This is a genomic window from Micromonospora sp. NPDC047521, from assembly GCF_055587305.1.
The window spans coordinates 225,447-241,297 of record NZ_JBVJGN010000005.1 but is presented as its reverse complement, the minus strand read 5'-3'; the positions used below and the strand labels follow the sequence as shown (position 1 = coordinate 241,297).

Annotated in this window: 16 protein-coding genes; 4 read left to right on the top strand and 12 right to left on the bottom strand. The window is 73.6% G+C overall.

From position 1 onward, the window contains the following. Position 1: 1 nt before the first annotated feature. Positions 2–1,273 carry a YncE family protein gene (locus ACZ6N8_RS14245; protein ID WP_466010136.1) on the bottom strand — a complete coding sequence of 424 codons (1,272 nt, stop codon included), beginning with the start codon at positions 1,271–1,273 and terminating at the stop codon, positions 2–4. Between the two features lie 171 nt (positions 1,274–1,444). Between ACZ6N8_RS14245 and ACZ6N8_RS14240 the strand changes: the two genes are divergently transcribed. Together ACZ6N8_RS14240 and ACZ6N8_RS14235 are read left to right on the top strand one after the other, a co-directional pair. Beyond that, the gene (locus ACZ6N8_RS14240; RefSeq protein ID WP_466010134.1) at positions 1,445–2,593 is read left to right on the top strand and encodes an RsbRD N-terminal domain-containing protein; all 1,149 of its coding nucleotides are present in this window, start codon (positions 1,445–1,447) and stop codon (positions 2,591–2,593) included. Between the two features lie 94 nt (positions 2,594–2,687). Next, a complete protein-coding gene (locus ACZ6N8_RS14235; protein WP_466010132.1) occupies positions 2,688–3,170 on the top strand; it encodes a hypothetical protein in 483 nt (160 codons plus the stop codon). A 50-nt stretch (positions 3,171–3,220) separates the two neighbouring features. Here ACZ6N8_RS14235 and ACZ6N8_RS14230 read toward each other — a convergent pair whose 3' ends face one another. From ACZ6N8_RS14230 to ACZ6N8_RS14195, 8 genes are all read right to left on the bottom strand, one after another. After that, on the bottom strand, positions 3,221–3,946 hold the full coding sequence (locus ACZ6N8_RS14230; RefSeq protein WP_466010369.1) for an ABC transporter ATP-binding protein: 726 nt from the start codon (positions 3,944–3,946) through the stop codon (positions 3,221–3,223). 11 nt (positions 3,947–3,957) lie between these two features. Beyond that, positions 3,958–4,953 carry an ABC transporter ATP-binding protein gene (locus ACZ6N8_RS14225; protein WP_466010130.1) on the bottom strand — a complete coding sequence of 332 codons (996 nt, stop codon included), beginning with the start codon at positions 4,951–4,953 and terminating at the stop codon, positions 3,958–3,960. Position 4,954: 1 nt separating this feature from the next. Continuing rightward, a complete protein-coding gene (locus tag ACZ6N8_RS14220) occupies positions 4,955–7,663 on the bottom strand; it encodes an FtsX-like permease family protein (RefSeq protein WP_466010129.1) in 2,709 nt (902 codons plus the stop codon). Next, entirely contained in the window at positions 7,660–10,845 is a 3,186-nt protein-coding gene (locus ACZ6N8_RS14215) for an FtsX-like permease family protein (protein WP_466010127.1), read from the bottom strand. Before ACZ6N8_RS14215 ends, ACZ6N8_RS14220 begins: the two co-directional genes overlap by 4 nt. Positions 10,846–10,953: 108 nt before the next feature. Continuing rightward, positions 10,954–11,109 carry a hypothetical protein gene (locus ACZ6N8_RS14210; RefSeq protein ID WP_387113153.1) on the bottom strand — a complete coding sequence of 52 codons (156 nt, stop codon included), beginning with the start codon at positions 11,107–11,109 and terminating at the stop codon, positions 10,954–10,956. Then, positions 11,106–11,321, bottom strand: coding sequence for a helix-turn-helix domain-containing protein (locus ACZ6N8_RS14205; protein WP_030336216.1), 216 nt, complete (start codon positions 11,319–11,321; stop codon positions 11,106–11,108). The genes ACZ6N8_RS14210 and ACZ6N8_RS14205 overlap by 4 nt, the downstream gene beginning before the upstream one ends. Beyond that, positions 11,321–11,800 (bottom strand): DUF2975 domain-containing protein, encoded by a 480-nt coding sequence (locus ACZ6N8_RS14200; protein ID WP_357989260.1) that lies wholly within the window; start codon positions 11,798–11,800, stop codon positions 11,321–11,323. The genes ACZ6N8_RS14205 and ACZ6N8_RS14200 overlap by 1 nt, the downstream gene beginning before the upstream one ends. 31 nt (positions 11,801–11,831) lie before the next feature. Further along, positions 11,832–12,443 carry a YdeI/OmpD-associated family protein gene (locus tag ACZ6N8_RS14195; protein WP_466010125.1) on the bottom strand — a complete coding sequence of 204 codons (612 nt, stop codon included), beginning with the start codon at positions 12,441–12,443 and terminating at the stop codon, positions 11,832–11,834. Positions 12,444–12,534: 91 nt separating this feature from the next. Between ACZ6N8_RS14195 and ACZ6N8_RS14190 the strand changes: the two genes are divergently transcribed. After that, positions 12,535–12,918 carry a nuclear transport factor 2 family protein gene (locus ACZ6N8_RS14190; protein ID WP_466010123.1) on the top strand — a complete coding sequence of 128 codons (384 nt, stop codon included), beginning with the start codon at positions 12,535–12,537 and terminating at the stop codon, positions 12,916–12,918. A 4-nt stretch (positions 12,919–12,922) separates the two neighbouring features. On the opposite strand, the gene ACZ6N8_RS14185 is transcribed toward ACZ6N8_RS14190, so the two are convergent. Both ACZ6N8_RS14185 and ACZ6N8_RS14180 read right to left on the bottom strand, forming a co-directional pair. After that, positions 12,923–14,173, bottom strand: coding sequence for an HNH endonuclease signature motif containing protein (locus tag ACZ6N8_RS14185; RefSeq protein WP_466010121.1), 1,251 nt, complete (start codon positions 14,171–14,173; stop codon positions 12,923–12,925). Positions 14,174–14,226: 53 nt separating this feature from the next. Beyond that, positions 14,227–14,499 carry a DNA-binding protein gene (locus ACZ6N8_RS14180; protein ID WP_466010119.1) on the bottom strand — a complete coding sequence of 91 codons (273 nt, stop codon included), beginning with the start codon at positions 14,497–14,499 and terminating at the stop codon, positions 14,227–14,229. A gap of 40 nt (positions 14,500–14,539) precedes the next feature. Between ACZ6N8_RS14180 and ACZ6N8_RS14175 the strand changes: the two genes are divergently transcribed. After that, the gene (locus ACZ6N8_RS14175; RefSeq protein WP_466010117.1) at positions 14,540–14,788 is read left to right on the top strand and encodes a hypothetical protein; all 249 of its coding nucleotides are present in this window, start codon (positions 14,540–14,542) and stop codon (positions 14,786–14,788) included. A gap of 11 nt (positions 14,789–14,799) precedes the next feature. Here the strand turns inward: ACZ6N8_RS14175 and ligD are convergent, their stop codons facing one another. Next, positions 14,800–15,825: a non-homologous end-joining DNA ligase gene (ligD, locus tag ACZ6N8_RS14170; protein WP_466010115.1), complete on the bottom strand. Its 1,026-nt coding sequence runs from the start codon at positions 15,823–15,825 to the stop codon at positions 14,800–14,802. Positions 15,826–15,851 lie beyond the last annotated feature (26 nt).

Genomic DNA, 15,851 nt, shown 5'->3' with positions numbered 1-15,851 from the left:
CTCAGCCTGCGGCTGGCGGCGTCCAGCCGACCGGCAGGTGCCCGACGCGGACCCGCTGCGGGTGGTCGCCGACCGGGACGCTTGTCACCTTCTGCCCGGTGGCGAAGTTGATCGCGGTGACCTGGTCCGCGCCGGATTCGGAGATCACGCAGTCCCGGCCGTCCCCGCTGACCGTGGCCCAGTACGGCTTGCTGGCCGGCACGAGCGGGCCCGGGTTCAGGGTGGCCCGGTCCATGACGGTGGTGTAGTCGTCCATGGTGCCGGCGACGCAGAGCCGGGTGCCGTCCGGGCTGATCGACAGGCCGTGGTGCCGAGAGTCGTTGACCCAGGTGGTGCGGTCCTCGCTGGTGGCAGGGTTCTTCGGCAGCGTGGCTACCCGGGTGATCCGGTCGGTGGCCACGTCGTACTCGATCAGGCCGTTGAAGAAGGACACCTGGAAGTAGAGCTTGCCGCCGTCCGGGGTGAACACGGCCGGGCGCACGGCGTCGGAGAGGTCACGCCGGCCTGCGGCGTCCAGGCGGTCACGCATGTCGATCACCTTGACCACCTGGTACGTGCTGGCGTCCGCAATCGTGATCTTGCGGTCTCCCTTGGTGAAGTCGAGCCAGGGCGAGTCCAGGTCGGTGTTGACCTCGCCGATGGACGAGTTCCACAGTCGACCGTCGCCTGTGAAGATGTTCTCGTGCGGCTTGTCGCCGGTGCCGAACGAGCCGAGCTGCGCTCCGGTGCGGATGTCCAGCACGTGCACGGTGTTCGAGGTGGACGCGGAGACCGCGACCCGGGTGCCGTCGGGCGAGATGGCCATGTGGTCGGCGCGGTAGCCGGAGACCGGGAACCGCCAGCGGATCGCAGCGGTGGCCAGGTCGACCGAGACCACGTCGGCGAAGCTGGGCCGAGACACCACAAGCGCGGTGCCGTCCGGGGTGGTGTACATGTCGTCGATCAACTGGTCGTGCCCCTCCCCCGGCCCCTGCCGGATGCCGAGGAAGAACGCCAGCTTGATCGGGTTGAGGTAGATCTCGCGCAGTCGCGCGGCACGGTCCGGGATCACGTTGATCCGGCCGAGCTTCGCGTAGTCGCCGCGGGACCGGATGACGTCGGCGGTGCCGTCCCAGTTGTTGCCGACGAACATCACCTCCTGGAGGGCGACTGCGGCGGCCGCCGGCCTGGGCGCCGACACCAGCGGGGTGGGCGCGACGAGCGCGAGCGCAGCCAGCACGGCGAGGCCGGCGCGGCGGCGGGAGCGGGACGGGTGGGGTGGCACGGGGGTCATGGACGCCTCCTGACAGCCGGCAGGACATTGATGTTTCTCGGTGCCTCGATCGGTGTTACCTTGCGGTAACAACCAGGAGAGCAACCGGCCGGTCGCCACGACTAGGGACCGGGTGCCAACGCACGACCGGTCCGGTTGTGCCGCGGCGACAACGGGAGGCGGCGGGCGCCGATGACCCGGACCGGAAAGGCCCCCACGTTCGGCGGGCTGCTGCGCGACCTGGCCGCCGACGCGGCAGTCGTGGACGAGGTGGCGCGGGCCGCCCGCGCGAACTCCCCGGAGGTGGCCCGCCTCCCCGCCGGCGAGGTCCGCCGGCAGGTGGTCCTGCTGCTCAGCAGCGGCCTCGGCGCGCTGGAACGCCACGAGGACCCCGCCGGGCGGGACTTCACCGAGGCCCGCCGGCTCGGCGCTGACCGGGCGGCGCAGGGCATCTCCGTCGCCGACCTGCTGGACGGCGTGCAGGCCGGCCGGGACCGGGCGGTCGAACTCGTGGTCCGACACGGGCGGGCGGCCGGCATCGCCGACGAGGTGCTGCTGGAGGGGGTGCTCACCATCGGCCGGTACGCCGCGGCGGTGGAGCGGGCGGTGGTGACCGGACACCGGGCCGCCGAGCGGGAGCTTATCGGTACCGGCGCGGCGGCCCGGGCACGCCTGCTGCGCCGGCTCCTGCTCGACGGACCCACCAGCACGTCACCTGCCGAGCTGACCCGGTTCGGCCTCCGGCCCGACGGGCGCTACCACTGTCTGGTCGGCACCGAGCCCGACCCGGCGCGGACGCACGCCCTGCACCGGCAGCTCATCCGGCACGGCGGCCTGCTCGGCACCGTCGAGAACCGGTTGGCCGGCCTGCTGCCGCGGTGTCCGGGCACCGTGCCGGTCGACCTGCTGGTGCTGGTGGCGCCTGCGCAACCGCTGGAGCGGGCCCCGGCGATGTACCCGCTCTGCCTGGCGGCGCTGCGGACCGCGGCGCGGCGGCGGCTGCGCGGTCTGCGCCGGGTGACCGACCTGGCCGGGGAGACGGCGCTGGCCGCCCAGCCGGCCCTGGCCGAGCTGCTGCGGGACGCGCTGCTCGGCGCGCTGGACCCGGCCGACGAGTTCCACCGGGAGCTGGCCACCACGGCGCTCGCCTGGCTCGACCACGGCCAGCGGCTGGACCAGACCGCCGCCGCCCTGCACGTGCACCCGAACACGGTCCGCTACCGGTTGCGCCGGCTCCGGGAGGTGACCGGCGGGCCGCCGGTCGAGGAGGGGGCACGGTCCACGGTGCCGGAGATCATCCACTTGTGGTGGGCTCTGCGGAGCTGGCTGGACGGTTGCTGAGAGGGTACGCACCGGCGTGGGCGGCGGCTCGGTCTTCCCGACGCCACCACGGGCGGTGCGGTGCGGCCGCGCCCGGCGGATTAGATTGACCGGGATGGGCACCCCGGCCGCGTCCGATCCGCCACCCCACCCGCGCGGTGTCGACCCGCGGTGGCGGCGCGTGGGCTCCGCCGTCCTGCTGGCCGGTGTGCTCGCCGTGGCGGTGGCCCCGCTGCTGCCCGCCTGGCGCACGGTGTACCCGGACGGCACCCAGCTCAAGTCGGGCGCGCAGGTCGGCTGGGTCGCCGTGCCGGTCGCGCTGGTCGCCGCCGCCGTGGCCACGGTGTCACTCACGCGCACCGGTCCGGCCCGCCGCCCGTGGCGCGAGGCGAGCCTCGGGCTGCTCATTGCCAACGCACTGACCTGCGGCGGCCTCACCGGCGCGGTGTGGATCGCCCAGGCCCACGACGCGTACACCCGCGAGGCCGGCATGCTCTCGACGGACCCCGGGGCCGGCACCTGGCTGGCCCTGCTGGGCTGCCTGCTGATCCCGCTGGCCGGCACCCTGCCAACCGCGCCCCGGCCGGACACTCGCTGACCGGCCCGGTGGGCCACGACCGCCGCGGGCGGGGCGGCGATCGGGCCCCGTCAGGCGTCGACCAGGCGACCGTCGCGCAGCACGAGCACCCGGTCGGCGAGGTCGATCAGGGCCGGGTCGTGTGTCGCCACCAGGGCCGTCATGCCACGGGTGTGCACCACCGCGCGCAGCAGGTCCATGATGGACCGTCCGGTCTCCGAGTCGAGCTGGCCGGTGGGTTCGTCGGCGATGAGCAGGTCCGGTTCGTTGGCGAGCGCCCGGGCGACCGCGACGCGTTGCTGCTGACCGCCGGACAACTCGTACGGTCGCTGCGCCGCGTGCCCGCCCAGGCCGACCAGCTCCAGCAGCACTGCCACCCGCTGCTCCCGCTCGGCGGCCGGCACCTGCGCCAGCCGCAACGGCACACCCACGTTCTCGGCGGCGGACAGGATCGGCACCAGCCCGAAGGTCTGGAACACGAACCCGACGGTGCCCCGGCGTAGCCGCAGCAGCTCCGCCTCCCCCGCCGAGGTCACGTCGTGCCCGGCCACCATTACCTGACCGCTGTCCGGCCGGTCGAGCCCGCCGATCATGTTCAGCAGTGTGGTCTTGCCCGCCCCGGAGCGGCCCCGGATGGCGACGAGTTCACCCCGCTCGGCGCTGAACGAGACGTCCCGTACCGCGTGCACCGCGTGCTCGCCCCGCCCGAAGCTCCGGCTGACGCCGCTGACCCGCACCACCTCGACGGGGGACGTCGTCGATCCACCCCCGTACCCGGTCGCTCCGGTCACCACCATGTCCCGACTGCTCACGCCCGTGCCTCCCGTTCCTCCGAAGCCCGGTCGCCGGGCCGTACCTGCACATGGTCGGGCTCCAGATCGAGCCGGACCCGCTCCTTGAGCGACAGCGCGTCGACGAACGCGGCGGGCAGCTGCATCCGCCCGTTGCGGTCGAGCACCGCGTACTCCTCGCTGACCAGTTCGGTGGCGCCGTCCGCGCCGATCCGGGCGGTCCGGCGTACCTCGGAGGCGGTCCGGCCGTCGCGGATCGCGACGGTCCGGCGGACCTGCGTGGCCACGGCGTGGTCGTGCGTGACGACGACGATCGTCACGCCCAGCTCGGCGTTGATGGTGCGCAGCGCCGCGAAGACGTCCGCGCCGGTCGCCTCGTCCAGTTCGCCTGTCGGCTCGTCGGCGAAGAGCACCTCCGGGTCGTTCGCCACCGCCACGGCCACCGCGACCCGCTGCTGCTCACCGCCGCTGAGCTGCCCGGGCCGCCGGTCCGCGCAGTAGCCGACGCCGACCAGGTCGAGCAGTTCGCGGGCCCGCTGCCGGCGGGACCGACCGCCGCGCTTGCCGGCGAGCTGCATCGGCAGCTCGACGTTCTCCAGGGCGCTGAGGTACGGCAGCAGGTTGCGGCCGGTCTGCTGCCAGACGAACCCGACCAGCTCCCGCCGGTAGCTCAGCCGCCGCTTGGCGGACAGCGAGAGCAGGTCGTAGTCGGCCACCCGGGCGATGCCCGCGGTCGGCGTGTCCAGGCCGGACAGGATGTTGAGCAGCGTGGACTTGCCCGAGCCGGAGGCGCCGACGATCGCCACCAGCTCCCCCCGGTCGATGACCAGGTCGAGCCCCTGCAGGGCGACCACCTCCACCCCCTCGGTCTTGAAGATGCGCACCAGGCCGTCGCAGACGATGTGTCCGCGCAGCCGGTCCTGCCCGCCGGCCCGCTCGGCGGCGCGTTGCGCGGCACGCTTCTGCAGGGCGGCCAGATCAGGCACCAGTGCACTCTGGGCGGTAGCGGTCATCTCAGCTCTCCTCTCCGAGCCGGAGCACCTCACCGAGGCGCAGCCGGCGGTTGTTCAGGGCCTCGACGGCGACCGCGAAGCCGAGGGCGACCGCCCCGAGCGCGAACACCGCGGCGACCAGACCGGGCTCGAAAGCCACCCGGACCGGTGTGCCACTGGTGAACGCGGACAGGCCGAGCACCGGGTTGAGCAGCAAGGGAAGCACCGCACCGACAAGCGCGCCGGTGAGCACCGACACCCCGACCAGCGGGGCCAACTCGACAAGCAGCAGCCCGCGCCACTGCCTGCGGGACAGCCCGAGGGTGCGCAGCCGGGACAGCACCTGACCCCGGGCTCGCGCGCCGGCCAGGACGGTGAACGCGATGGCCAGCAACCCGAGCACGGTGCCGCCGGTGGCGCCGGCCACGAAGCCGAAGACCAGCACACCGTTCGCGCCACCGTTGCCGAGGTCCCGTCGTACCTGCTCCCGGGTGTCGACTGTGACACCGATGGGGCGCTCCTTGCCGGTCACCGCCCCGACGGTCTGGTACCGCTTCTGCCCCTCGTCGCCGGCCCGGCGCAGCGCCTCGGCGTCGAACGTGTCCCCGGCGACCAGGAGGCTGGTCGGCACGGGCGTGGTGACCCGCGTCGGCAGCGCCTGCCAGGGCAGGATCACGAACCGGGCGGTGTTCTCGGGCAGCAGCGGGAAGGCCTCCTGTGTGCCGGCCACCCGGAACTCGTACCGCTCGCCCTGCACCGAGACGAAGGCCGAGCGGTCCAGCCCGGCCTTGGCCAGGTCGGCGGCGACCGCCGGGGAGACGATGGCCGGCAGCGGCCCCGACGTCGGCTGGGCGGAGCCCAAGGCGGTCGGCACGGACAGGTCCACACCGGACTCACGACTCACCGTATTCAGCCCCGGACCGTCGATCAGCAGCACGTTCGTCTGTCCGATCCGCGCGTCGGTGCCGAGTTCGTCGGCCGCCAGCCGCTGGTCCGGCTCGTTGAGCACCCGCGTGACGGCCCGGACTCCGGGCAGTCCACCAAGCGCGTCGACGGTGTCCGGGGCGAACCGTTCGCCCCGGATCACCGCGTCGGCGGGAACAAGCCGCTCGGCGGCCCGGTCCCGACTCGCGTCGACGCCCGCGGCGACGACCGCGCAGAACGCCGCGGTGCCGATCGCCAGCACCACCACGACCAGCGGGGCGGCGACCGTCGACCGGCCGGCCCGCGCCGTGCCGAGGAAGGCGACACTTCCCCGCGTCCGCGCCGCCAGCCGGCTGACCAGCAGCAACGGCCAGGGGTACGCGCGCAGCGCGAGCACCGCGGCGGCGATCGCGAGCAGCACCGGCACCGACACCAGCAGCGGGTCCACCTCGCCGAGGGTCAGGCCGCGCCGGCGCAGCAGCACCGCCCCGAGAACGGCGAGCACCAGCAGGGAGACCTCGACGGTGATGCGCCGTGCCGACGGGCGCACCCGTACCAGGTCGCTGCGCTGCGCCCCGCCCGCCGGTACGGCCAGCGTCGCCAGGGGCAGCGCCAGGGTGACAAGCACCGTCACCGCCGCGGCGTACGGGGCGGTCGGGTCGGGGGCGCCGGGGAAGAGGGTGCCGAGCAACCAGCCGCACACCGCCGCGACAGGCACCACCAGCAGTGATTCGGCGAGGCTGCGCCGGGCTCCGGCGGTGGCCGCGCCACCGCGCGCCCGCAGCAACGCGAACTCCGAGCGGCGCCGTCGGATGGCGAGGATGGCCGCGAGCACGATCAGTCCGGCGAGGGTGGCCAGCACACCCGCCCCGATCACCGCCAGCAGGGTTCGGGCGGCGTTCACCTGGGCGGCGAACGCGCGCAACGGGACGTCGACGCCCACTGTCAGCGCCACACCCGGCGGGACGTCGCGCTGCATCTGCTGCAGGCCGTCGATCATCTGGTCCAGGTGGCGTGCGTCGATCCGATCGGTGCCCAACCGGTACCGCCACTCGGACTGCGCCGGCCAACCGTCCACGGCCCGCTTGTTCAGCGCCGACTGGGCCACCACACCCACGACGACAAGTGGTTCGCCGTCGCCGATCGGTTCGGTGATCCGCAGCATCGAGGGCAGTCCGTCCCATGCCCCGTTGGCGCGGTCGACGGGGCGGAACAGCCCGGACACCACCACCGGGACGGAATCTTGCATGGTGCCGTTGCGATCGGTCTCGCCCATCCGTAGTTGGCTGCCGCTTCGCAGGTTGAGCTTCCCGGCCACGTCGACGTCGAGCGCGACCTCGATGGGCCGGCTGGGCACGTACGTCTCGCTGGGCCAGGCGCCCTCGACCAGGGTGCTGGCGTCCTGGATGCCGGGCATGGCCCGCAGGCCCAGGTCGACGAGCAGTTTGCGCGCCGCGAGGTCCGGTCCCTTGACGCGGACCGGGGCGAGGTCCACCCGGTGCCACCGCTCGGTGACCGCCGAGCGGACCTGCGGTGGCATCTCCTTGGCCAGCGTGTCGAACCGCTCGCGGGCTTCGCCCAGCGCCGTCTTCGTCGAGGTGGCGGGCGCCACGGTGGAGGCGTACGAGATGTCCCGGCGGGCGGCCGGCTCGCTGTTGAGCTGCGCGCGCAGCCCCTGCTCGGCGAGCCGGTTCACCAGCCGGGGCACCCCGCTGACGAGCAGCGTGACCACCAGGGTCAACACCGCCAGGAGCAGGAACTGCCCGCCGTACGCCCGGACCCGCCGGACGGCACCGCCGACGCTCATCGTTCTCCCCCGATTCGCAGCTGCACCGCCGCCACCCGCTGTCGGATGCCGGTGGCGATGAACGCGCTGAAGGCGAGCGCCGCCAGCAGCAGACCGACCGCTGTCAGGCCGATCGGCACCCACGGCAACGCGAACGTCGCCGCGGGGACCGGCCGACCGGCGGCCGGGGTGAGGATGACAAGCGGGGCCATGGTGGCCCCGACCGCGGCGCCGAGCAGCAGTCCGACTCCCACGCCGATACCGGCGAGGAACGTCTGTTCGGCAAGCAGCGCCCGAGCCAGCAGCCGGGGCGTGGCGCCGAGGGTGTGCAGGACCGCGAACTCGCCGAGCCGGTGCCGGGCGGTGGCCCACACGTCCACCATGAGGCCGACGAGGGCGAGCAGCACCGCGCCGAGCGCGGCGGCGAGCATTCCGGTACGCGAGCCACGCCAGTACGGATCGTCGGCGGCCGCCTCGATCGTCTTCTGCCGGTCGAGCACTGTCACGCCGGTCAGTTCGGCGGCGGCCCGGGCGGCTGCCGACGGGTCGTCGGTGCCGACCCACCACTCCGGGATGGACCGCATCGTGCCGCCGGTGCGGAGCAGCGCGTCGGCGGCGGCGGGCAGGTCGAGCAGCGCGCCCTCGCCGGTGGTGGTGGGTACGGCGTCCACCTCGCCGACCAGGCGGACCCGCAGCGTCGCACCGGAGAGCGTCAGGTCGACGGTGTCGCCGACGCGCATGCTCAGCGCGTCGCGTACTCCGGGGGTCATCAGGACCGCGACGGGCGTGTCCCCTCCGGCGGGCACGATGGCGAAGCGGGTGGGCGGCTGGTACGCGAACTGACCGCCCGGGATCAGCTGCACCGGGTTGTCGGCGACGACACCTGTGGTGGTCGACCGTGCCGGCTTCGGTGACCCGCCGACCGCCGTCGCCGCCCAGTCGCCGGTCAGCTCGGTCGGCCGGGTCGTGCCGTCGGCTGCCACCAGTTGCAGCCCCTCCACCTGGAGGCGGTAGGAGTTGCCGGCCGCGACGCCGCCGTCGGCCTCGAAGCCGGCCAGCCGCAGCGGAGCCCCACCCACGTCGGGGAGTTGCACGGTGAACCGTACGGCCCTGCCGTCGCTCGGGGCGTCGACGGCCGGTAGCCGGAACGCGAGTCCGTCCGCGCTGGTCAGCAGCAGCGCCACCGAGATCCGATGCGGCCGGACGGCACCGTCGACGGGTGTGCGTGCGGTGCCGGTCACGGCCCGGGTGCCGGCGGGCAGTTCGACGCCCGCCGGTGCGCCGCGCGCCCCGGTCATCCGCCGGAACTGCTGCGCCGTGGAGTCGTCGCTGAGCCGGTCGGCGAGCCGGACGACGCCTGCCGCGCTGGCCGGGTCGACGCCGACGACTGTGACCGGCAGGTCCTCGCGGCCGACCCGCACCTCGTCGCGCCAGGCGGGCAGCGCCCGGTGCACGCCCGGCAGCGCGGCGAGTTCACCGGCCCGGGTCAGCGGTGCGGCTCCGGCCCGCTCGGTCACCCGCAGGTCGGCGCCGACGGTGTGGCCGGCCTGCTCGACCTGTGAGCGCTCGCCGGTGCTGATCAGCGACCAGGCCAGGGTGCTGCCGCCGACGGCGAGGGCGAGCAGCAGCACCGGGCCGGCGTGCGGACGCCGACCGGCCTGCCACATGCCGAACATGGTGGCCGTCCAGGGACGTCGGTCGACGAACCGTTCGGCGAACCGGGTGAGCGGCGGGAGCACGCGCAGTGCCAGCACCGCGCCGGCCAGCACACCGAGCGTCGGGGCGGCGACCAGCAGCGGGTCGAGCCCGAGCCGGCCGTTCGAACCGGCAAGCGGTGAGGCGTACCGGCGCAGCTGCAGCCAGGCGAGCACGGCGAGCGCCACCAGCACCAGGTCGACGCTGGCCCGCTGGACGCTCACCGATCGGTTCGGGCGGGACCGGGCGGCCATGTCCGCCACGTACGTCCCGGCGCCGCGAAGCGTCGGCGCGACCATGGCCACCAGGCAGCCCACAGCGGTCGCCACGGCAGCGGCCCAGACCAGTGCGGTGTTTCCGCCCGCGGCGGAGAGTTCCGCCGACCCGCCGGGCCGGACGAACCGCAGCGCCTCCACGGCGATCAGCGGCCCGAGCAGGGCGGCCGGGGCGACCACGAGGGTGGCCTCGCGGGCGGCGAGACCTGCCAACTGCCGGCGGGCGGCGCCCCGGGCGCGCAGCAGCGCGGTCTGCGGGCGGCGGTCCTCGTGCAGCAGCGCGGCGACCAGCACCAACGCGTACCCGCCGAGCACCAGGATGAGCAGCAGCGGGGTGGCCAGCGAGGAGCGGCCCACCAGGTCGGCGCGGGCGATGCGGTCCAGCAGCCCTTCCATCTTGGTCGCCGTCTGCGCGGAGGAACCCAGTTGGGCCGCCTCCGGCACGGCGGTGCCGGCCGCGGCGAGGGCCTTGCGGACGGCTGGCAGGTCAGCGGTGTCGACGTCGCCGAGAGTCGGTTCGGCCAGCCAGGACGCCGACACCGCGCCCGGGAAGGTGGCCTCGAAGTCGGCCGGGTCGAGCGTGAACGGCCCGTACGACGTGCCGGAGCCGACGCTTCCCGCGCCCACCCCGGGTGCGAGCAGCCAGTACGCGTCGTTCGGGTCGCGGGGCCGCCAGGTGCCGGCAAGCACCAGTTGGCTGGCCCGCTCGGTGGCACGGTCGCGCAGCGGGATCCGTTCGCCGACGCTCAGGCCCAGCGCGCCGGCGACCCGCTCCGGCAGGCTCACCTGGACCGGGTCGGCGCCGGGGCGGGGCCACGCTCCGCCGGTCAGCTCGGCGTGCCCGACCAGGTCGTCGAGGGTGGTCAGGTTCGCGAAGATCGGCTCGTCGTCCGGTCGGAGGGCCGGGCCGAGGTCGCCTGTCAGCTCGCGACCGGTGCCGTACCTGGCGACGGCCACGGTGACCGGCACCCCGGCGAGGCCGTCGGTGAACTGGTCGCGGACCGCCCTGTCCCGGGTGGCGAACTCGGCGGCGTCGCGTCCGGCGGACCCGCTGACCAGCAGACCACGTTCCTCGGCCGGGGCGGCGGTGACCAGCGCCCGTTGCCCGGCGTCCACCGCCCGGCGGTTGTAGTCGGACAGACCGGTGACCAACGCGACGGCGACCAGCGCGGCGATCACCGCGGCAACCAGCAGCCCCCGCGCCTCACGGGCCCGCCTCCACACCAGCTTCATCCGACGCCTCCCCTGGCCCTGGCGGGCCGACGACCTTCAAGACAGGCCATCTACGGGGAAAGGTTCGCGCCCGTTACATGATCGTTATTCCGGGTGCGCCGAGCGTCGTCAGCTCCCGCGGCGCGCCGCCCGTACGGCGAACGCCACCGCGCCCACGACGAGCACCGCGCCGATGAGCTGGAGGCCCGGCGAGTCGTCAGCTCCCCCCAACACGACGGCGGCGACACCGAGGGCGACGGCGAGGATGGCGATGACGTACCTCATGGGGTTTCCTCCTCGACCCACTCGAGCAGGTCTCCGGGCTGGCAGTCGAGCACCCGGCACATGGCTTCCAGGGTGCTGAAGCGCACCGCCTTGGCGCGGCCGTTCTTCAGTACCGCGACGTTGGCCGGGGTGAGCCCGACCCGCTCGGCGAACTCGCCGACGCTCATCTTGCGCTTGGCCAGTTCGACATCGATGCGGACGACGATGGGCATCAGATCACCGCTTCCATGTCGGTGCGCAGCGTGGTGGCCTGCCGCAGCAGCGCGCGCATCACCACCATGAGGAGCCCCAGCACGGTGACACCCACGGTGAGCAGGAACAGCAGGAGCGGCAGCCCTGGGTCGTTCGCGTTGAACCCGACGTAGAGGAAGACACCCACGAGCACCGCCCAGGCGGCGGCGATGGCCCACACGATCGCGTCCACCCACTTCAGGGACGCCTCCGTGAAGATGCGGTCGTTCTTGACGAGGTTGAGCAGCTGCCAGGTCGCCACGATCACCACCTGGACGCACAACACCCAGAACACCGTCACGATGGTGGCCGGCCAGCGGAGGTAGGCGTCCTCCGGCGACTCCTGGGCCATGTGCGCGAACTGCCCGGGCAGCGAGAAGACCTGGAACATGACCAGGACTCCGAACAGCACCACGAGGAAAACTCGGAGAGCGGCTACCGCTCGATGCTCTGTAACCATGCATCGAGTTTCGCTCGTTAGCTATCGAAAGTCAATCGGTTGCCTCGGTTGTCGGTCTGGCCTTCTGCGGGTAGATCGTCTCGTGGCGGGCCAGCATGGCGACGAACTCGGCGATCTTCCGCTCGCGGGTCTCCGCCCGCTTCACGGCGTTGAGGCGGTGGATGAGGGCGAACCGGTTGGTTCTGGTGAGCACGTCGAACATGGCCTGGGCGGCCGGTTCGGCGGCGATGGCGGCGAGCAGGTCGTCAGGCACCTCGGCCTCGGACGGCGGAGCGTACGCCGCCGCCCAGCGTCCGTCCGCCTTCGCGGCTTCCACTGCGGCGCGACCGGAGGGCTGCATCAGCCCCTGCGCCTCCAGCCGGGCCACGTGCTCGACGTTGCGTCGGGACCAGGAACTACGGGACCGGCGAGGGGTGAACCGGATCCAGGAACTCTCCAGATCGCGTTTGCGGGCCTGCCCGTCGATCCAGCCGAAGCACAGGCCCTCGTCGACCGCCTGCTGCCAGGTCAGCGTCGTGACCGTGCCACCCTTGCGGGTCAGGGCGAGCCAGACGCCTGGCGACGTGGCGTGGTTGGCCGACAACCACGCGCGCAACGCGGCGGCGTCCGCGACGATCAACTCATCCAGCTCGGCGCTCCCCATGACGGCAGGCTAACCGCCGCGTCCGACAGGCAGGCCCGGCCGGCCGGCGCTCGGCATCGACTGTCGGTGCCGGCCGGTAGCGTCCGTCGCCGTGGACGCCACCGCCGCGACCCGGCAGACCGCGCACGAGTACGTCGACCGCCTGGAGGGCCGGGACTGGCCCGGGCTGGCCGGCCTGCTCACCGACGACGTCGTCTACGAGATGCCGCAGACCCGGGAGCGCATCCGTGGCCGGGACGCGTTCCTGCGGTTCAACATCGACTATCCCGGCGACTGGCATCTGCGGGTGCGGCGGGTGGTCGCGGACGACCGGACGGCCGCCCTGTGGCTCGACGTCCGGGTCGGCGCCGAGCAGCAGGACGCGTGCGTCTGGATCGAGGTGTCCCACAGTGGACTGATCAGCCGGATCGTCGACTACTGGCCCGCGCCGTACGACCCGCCGCCGGGCCGCGAACACCTCACCGAGCGGTGGTGACGGCCTACGTTCGACGGTGGTAGTGGTTGCGGCGCGGGACCCGCGCCGGGTCGAGCCAGGCCGGCGGTACGAATTCCGGGTGCCCGTCGCCGCCGAGCCGGACGGTCCAGTCGCTCTGGTGGACGTGGCGGTGGTGGTGGCCGCAGAGCAGCACGGCGTTGTCGAGGCTTGTCGGGCCGCCGTCGGCCCAGTGCCGGATGTGGTGGGCGGCGCACCAGCGCGGCGGGCGGTCGCAGCCGGGAAACGCGCAACCGCCGTCGCGTAACACCAGGGCACGGCGTAGCGGGCCGGTGATGAGGCGGCGTTGCCTGCCGACGTCGAGTGGCCGGCTGGCGCCGCCGAGCACGGCGGGCAGGATGGCGGCGTCGCAGGCGAGCCGGCGCACGGTGTCGGGGGTGAGCCGCAGACCGGTGTCGAGTGCGCCCGCACCGAGCTGTCGGGTCAGCCCGTCGTAGCCGGCGGTGATGACGACCTGGGCGGGATCGCCGCCGTTCTCGGGCAGCTCGCCGGTGGGCAGGGCGAGCCGGCACACGTCGGCGAGGGCGTCGTGGCGGCGCTGCCCGGCGAAGCGGGTGTCGTCGGGACCGGAGGGCGCGCTGAGCGGGTCGATGACGGCGCGCAGCAGCGCGGCGGCCTCCGCGTCGAGCGTGCCGCTGAGCCGGAGCCGCCCGTCGGTCTGCTCGGAGATCGTGACGTGCCGGTCACGGGTGGCCCGGGCATCCTCGGCGGCCAGGGCCGCCGCCGCGGCGGCGTCGGCGAGGTCGGGTGCGACGTGGTCGAGAATCCGGGTGCCCATGCGGCGCAGCAGGGTCGGGTCGAACTGCCCGGCCCACCCGACCAGCATGCCGACGGCCTTGTCGGTGACCTCGGCGCCGGCGGACGCCGAGACCGTGGCGGCCGTGTCGGCGATGACCCGGGCCTGCTCCACGCTTACCGTCCCACCCGCCAGGGCGTCCCGGACGGCGGCCGGGGCGGCGTCGAGCGAGGCGGCGAGACCGACCAGCCGACGGGCGGCGGACACGTCGAGCCGCAGGCGGTCGCGCAGCCAAACGACAGTCGACGAGGCCCCCTGCGCGACCGCGACGCCACGGCCGTCGACCTCCCGGACGACCGCCAACCGCGCGGCCGCCAGCCGCTGCTGGAGCCGGTGCGTGGCGTCGAGCGCCGCGATCAGATCGTGCTCGGAGAGCGCCCACACGGCGGCGTCGGCGCAGCTCGCCACCGCACGCTCCGCCCGCGCCAACTCATCGATCACACCCAAATTTTAGAACGGGTGTACGACAATCCTGGGGCTGCGCCAGAGCCCGCTCAGTCCTTGGCCAACTCCGGCCGATGCTCCCGGATCCAGGCCATCACGTCCGACTTCCGCCAGACCTTTCCCTGCACCAGGTCGGCCACCGGATCCGGGAAGTTGCGATGGCTGGTTATGACATACACCCGCTGCTTGCTGATGCCGCCGAGCATGACGCGAATCTCCGCAGCGCCCACCAGCTCCATGAGATGGACGGTAAATAGTTGCCCAGACTCCTTGACCCAGGGCAACGCCCCGGTCACCGCAAAGGGCATGTCATCGCCGAACACGGACGCACACGACCGCCGCCCCTTGGGCAACCTGCACCCGGTGCACCAGCACCTGCCGCGCCGCCGCTCGTGGCTCTGCCGGGTGTGCGCCGCCCCCTGGCCATGCGCCTGCGCACGGATGTTGCTGCGGGTCGAGTACCGGGCGGACCGGGTGGCGCTGTCGGTCTACATGGCCGGTCAGCTGTTCGACGCGACCGCCGACCTGTGCAGACTCCATCCGGATCCGGGACCTGACCCGCAGGAGTTGTTCGCCAGGTTCCTGGCCTGGACGGCCCAGCCACCCACCTGAGCCGGGACCGGTCAGGCGTCGGTGCGCTTGGCGCGGCTGGGCTGCACGCGCTTGGGCTCGCCGGGCATCTTCGGGTGGTCGGGCGGGTACGGCAGGTCGCCCTGGCCGGCGGCGGCATCGCGGTCGGCCCACTCCAGCAGGGGCGTGATGTCCCACGGGGCGTCGTCGATGCCGGCGTGTGGGTCGCCGCGCTCGGCGAGCCGGGCCGGGACGGTACGCAGGTCGAAGTCGTCCGGGTCGACGTCGGGCAGCTCGTCCCAGGTGACCGGGGTGGAGACGGTGGCCCGGCCGTTGGCCCGCAGCGAGTACGCGCAGGCGATCGTCCGGTCCCGGGCCATCTGGTTGAAGTCGACGAAGACGCGGGTGCCCCGCTCCTCCTTCCACCAGGCGGTGGTCACCAGGTCGGGAGTGCGGCGTTCCACCTCCCGGGCCAGCGCGATGGTGGCGCGGCGCACCTCGGTGAACGTCCAGCGGGGCTGGATGCGCAGGTAGACGTGCACGCCCCGCCCACCGGAGGTCTTCGGCCAGCCGGTCGCGCCCAGCTCGTCGAGGACGGCGCGGACCTCACCGGCGGCCCGGGCCGCGTCGGCGAAGTCGGTGCCGGGCTGCGGGTCGAGGTCGATGCGCAGCTCGTCGGGGCGGTCGGTGTCGGCGGCGCGTACCGGCCAGGGGTGGAACACGATGGTGCCCATCTGCGCGGCCCACGCGACGTGCGCCAGGTCGGCCGGGCAGAGTTCCGCGGCGGTGCGGCCGCTCGGGAAGGTGATCTGGGCGGTCGTCACCCACGGCGGAACGCCCCGGGCGGGCACCCGCTTCTGGAAGAACGCCTCACCCTCGACGCCCTCGGGGAACCGTTGCAGCGTCGTGGGCCGGTCCCGCAGGGCGCGCATGATCCCGTCGCCGACCGCGAGGTAGTAGTGGAAGACGTCCGCCTTGGTGAATCCCCGCTGGGGGAAGATCACCCGGTCCGGACTGGTCAGCCGTACGCTGTGCCCGGCCACCTCGATCTCGGTGACCGTCGCCTTGGTGCCCGCCATCTCGCGACCATATGCCACGCCCCCGA